General features: G+C 42.0%; 4 protein-coding genes. All 4 read left to right on the top strand.

From position 1 onward, the window contains the following. The coding region (gene ilvB / locus Q0F90_RS07800; protein WP_296004505.1) for a biosynthetic-type acetolactate synthase large subunit at positions 1-1,493 on the top strand (1,493 nt) is incomplete at its 5' end. Then, on the top strand, positions 1,493-1,981 hold the full coding sequence (gene ilvN, locus Q0F90_RS07795; RefSeq protein ID WP_009351165.1) for an acetolactate synthase small subunit: 489 nt from the start codon (positions 1,493-1,495) through the stop codon (positions 1,979-1,981). The genes ilvB and ilvN, both read left to right, overlap by 1 nt. A gap of 11 nt (positions 1,982-1,992) precedes the next feature. Continuing rightward, on the top strand, positions 1,993-2,778 hold the full coding sequence (locus Q0F90_RS07790; protein WP_296004502.1) for an ABC transporter ATP-binding protein: 786 nt from the start codon (positions 1,993-1,995) through the stop codon (positions 2,776-2,778). A 142-nt stretch (positions 2,779-2,920) separates the two neighbouring features. Beyond that, positions 2,921-3,928 (top strand): ketol-acid reductoisomerase, encoded by a 1,008-nt coding sequence (gene ilvC / locus Q0F90_RS07785; protein ID WP_296004501.1) that lies wholly within the window; start codon positions 2,921-2,923, stop codon positions 3,926-3,928. Positions 3,929-4,050 lie beyond the last annotated feature (122 nt).

The following is a 4,050-nucleotide window of genomic DNA, read 5'->3' as shown; positions in this document are numbered from 1 at the left end:
GCCTTGCAACATCGGGTCCGGGTGCGACAAACCTTGTAACAGGTATTATGACTGCGTACATGGATTCCGTACCAATGGTAGCCATTACCGGTCAGGTAGGTCGTCCTTTTATCGGTAAAGACTCCTTCCAAGAGGCGGATATCCAAGGTATTACGATGCCGATTACAAAGCATAATTATCTCGTACAAGATATTCATGATTTGCCTCGCATTATTAAAGAAGCGTACTTTATTGCTGGTACAGGCCGTCCCGGTCCAGTACTTATCGATATTCCAAAGGATATTCAAACAGAAAAAATATCCATGACGGAATACAATAAATTATATGAAGTTCCGATTCAACTTGAAGGCTATGATCCAACCTATAAAGGTCATCAAGGCCAAATTAAGAAGGCGGCTACGCTCATTAAAAATGCAAAGCGTCCGCTCATCATTGCTGGTGCTGGCGTATTGAAATCTGGTGCGATGGATGAGCTGAAAGCGTTGGCTGAAACAGCTCACATTCCTGTAACGAATACTTTAGTAGGCCTTGGTGGCTTCCCTGGAGACCACGAATTGGCCCTAGGTATGGTTGGTATGCACGGTTCTGTGGCAGCTAATAATAGTACAGATGAAGCAGACCTTGTTATCGCAGCAGGTATTCGCTTCCACGACCGCATTACAGGTCATCCTGATTTCTTCTGTAAAAAAGCTAAGATTATTCACATCGATATCGACCCAGCTGAAATTGACAAGAATGTTACTATCGACGTGCCAATCGTAGGTGATTTGAAACGAGTATTAACAGAACTTAACGCACTTGTGGAGCCCGCAAAACATGAAGCTTGGCTTGAGCAAATTCGCCAGTGGCAAGAGGAATATCCTATCGCTGTTCCAGAATCTACTGATGGTGAATTACATCCACAATATGTATTATCTGAGCTTAATAAACTTGTGAAAGATGATGCAATCATTGTTTCTGACGTAGGTCAGCATCAAATGTGGGCTGCTCAATTCTTAACTCATAAAAAACCTCATACCATCGTTACATCTGGTGGTGCAGGTACAATGGGTTATGGCTTGCCGGCGGCTATTGGTGCGCAAGTAGGGGCTCCTAAGAAACAAGTAGTTCTTGTTGTAGGTGATGGGGGCTTCCAAATGACTTGCGAAGAACTCATGATGGTTCGTCAATACAACTTGCCAATCAAAATTGTAATCATCAACAATGGTTACCTAGGCATGGTTCGCCAATGGCAACAAATCTTTAACGACCGTCGCTACTCCTATGTAGATTTGGAAATGAGCCCAGACTTCTTGAAATTGGCTGATGCCTTTAATTTGAAAGCGGCTCGTCTCGATAATGTTGAAACTTTCAATAAAGAATTCAAATCTTACATTACGTCTGATGAAAGCATCGTCTTGGATTGTCGCGTTGAACGTGAAGACAATGTATTGCCAATGATTCCAGCAGGCGGCACAGTAAGCGGCATGATGGGCAAGAAAGGGGTGCTATAATGGCTAAAGAGCATCAAGTCTTAGTAATTGCAAAAAATACACCAGGTATTGGTACACGTATTTTAGCACTCTTTAACCGTCGTGGTTTTAACGTTACAAAAATGACCTCTGGCATTACTAATAAGCCAGGTTATGCGCGCATTACCCTCACTGTTGAGGCGGATGATCGCATCTTAGATCAAGTTCAAAAGCAAATTTACAAGCTTATTGACGTTGTAAAGGTCAAAGTATTTGAAGATCATGATGTAGTATGTCGTGAATTAATGCTTATCAAGGTAAAAGCGACGGCTACAACACGTTCTCAAATTGTACAAATTGCCGATGTATATCGTGGCAATGTACTCGATATTTCTCCTACGTCCATGATTATTGAAGTCATCGGTAGTGTTGAAAAGTTGCGCGGTTTCATCCAAATTATGGAAACCTATGGTATTCTTGAAATTGCTAAAACAGGTATTACTGCGATGAGCCGTGGAGAAAAAATGTAGGAGATGATAGAGTGGGGAATGAATTACTCCATTATGAAAATGTCTGCTTTCGTCGCGATGGCAGACATATCCTAGATAATGTAAATTGGCATATAGAGGAAGGTGAACATTGGGCATTATTAGGGCTCAATGGGGCTGGCAAATCGACGCTTCTTAGCATGATACCAGCCTACCAAATTCCTACGACCGGTACATTGCGTGTCTTCGGTCATGAATTTGGGAAATATGCATGGCCTAAAATCAAAGCGAGATTAGGCTTTGTCAGCTCTGCTCTGGGACAGTTTCAGTCTACCTTGGATAAGCAAGTTGTAGAGGATGTCATCATTTCTGGTGCTTTCAGTAGTATTGGTATATACCAAGAGGTTTCACCAGAGGTGCGTGACCGAGGTATGCAACTATTAGCTGAGTTTGGGTTAAGCCACTTAGAAGGTCATCGTTTCCATACATTGTCTGCTGGGGAACAGCGACGTGTATTATTGGCACGGTCCATCATGGCAAATCCAGATTTACTGATTTTGGATGAGCCTTGCTCTGGTTTAGACTTACCGGCGCGAGAACAATTCTTGCGTACAGTAGCTAACTTGGTGGCGGAGCAACAGACACCGATTATCTATGTGTCACATCAAATTGAAGAGATACTACCAGCGATTACACATGTGGCCATCTTGCGAGAGGGTAAGATGATACATGCGGGACCAAAACACGCTGTATTAACAGATGAAAATCTGTCTGATGTGTTTGGTATTCCCGTACAAGTTGTATGGAAGGATGATCGCCCGTGGGTGATTGTACGGTAGTTATCAAATTTCTTTATCAGTAGCTTGAAAACAAGCTTACTGATACTAAATTAATGTACGCCACATCTTGCAAAAATCTGTGAGATTGTGTACAGTATATATTAGTCTATATTCTATTGAATATGTTTGGAGGTTGTCTAATATGGCAGGTAAAATTTTAGGTACTACAGTTTATTATGATGCAGATTGTAATTTAGGCAAATTGGAAGGCAAAAAAATTACAGTTTTAGGTTACGGTTCCCAAGGTCATGCGCATGCATTGAACTTGAAAGAGAACGGTATGGATGTAACAATCGGCCTTCGTGCTGGTTCTTCTAGCTGGAAAGCTGCTGAAGAAGCAGGCCTTACAGTAAAAGAAACTGCAGAAGCAGTTAAAGGTGCTGACATCGTTATGGTATTGATTCCAGACGAATTACAAGCTGATGTTTACGCAAAGGATATTGAGCCAAACTTGAAACAAGGCGCATACTTAGCATTCGCTCACGGTTTCAACATTCACTTCGGCAAAATCGTTCCTCGTGAAGACGTAAACGTATTCATGGTAGCTCCTAAAGGCCCTGGTCATTTAGTTCGTCGTACATACCAAGAAGGCTCCGGCGTTCCTTGCTTGTACGCTGTAGAAAAAGACCCATCTGGTGATACTGAAGAAGTTGCATTAGCATGGGCTTCCGGTGTAGGCGGTGGCCGTTCCGGTATCTTAGAAACTAACTTCAAATCCGAAACTGAAACTGACCTCTTCGGTGAACAAGCTGTATTGTGCGGCGGCGTTACTGAATTGATCAAAACTGGTTTCGAAGTATTAACTGAAGCTGGTTATGAACCTGTAAACGCTTACTTCGAGTGCTTACATGAAATGAAATTGATCGTAGACCTTATCTACGAAGGTGGCTTCCAAAAAATGCGCCACTCCATCTCTAACACTGCTGAATACGGTGACTACCATGCAGGTCCTCGCGTAATCACTGCAGATACTAAAAAAGCGATGGAACAAATCTTGGCTGATATCCAATCCGGTAAATTTGCTGATGAATTCTTGGCTGACTCCAAAAATGGTCAAAAATTCCTTAAAGAACATCGCGAAGCAGCTGCTGTTCATCCAATCGAACCAGTTGGTGCAGAACTTCGTAACTTGATGAGCTGGTTGAAATAAGAGATTACTTTAGTAATTTCTTGATAAGCATAAGCTTACTGAAAGCGACCCCATTTGGGGTCGCTTTTTTATATGGAAATATATTTTACAATTCATCATATAATAATCACTCAAAATCGAAT

This window comes from uncultured Veillonella sp., from assembly GCF_934190855.1.
Lineage (GTDB): Bacteria > Bacillota > Negativicutes > Veillonellales > Veillonellaceae > Veillonella.
Note: the sequence above shows the minus strand (reverse complement) of the source record. Positions and strands in the feature narration are given on the sequence as shown.

What these genes read in the sequence shown, in the direction of transcription:
- ilvC (WP_296004501.1), top strand. Translation starts at nt 2,921, where the DNA reads ATGGCAGGTAAAATTTTAGGTACTACAGTTTATTATGATGCAGATTGT.
- ilvN (WP_009351165.1), top strand. Translation starts at nt 1,493, where the DNA reads ATGGCTAAAGAGCATCAAGTCTTAGTAATTGCAAAAAATACACCAGGT.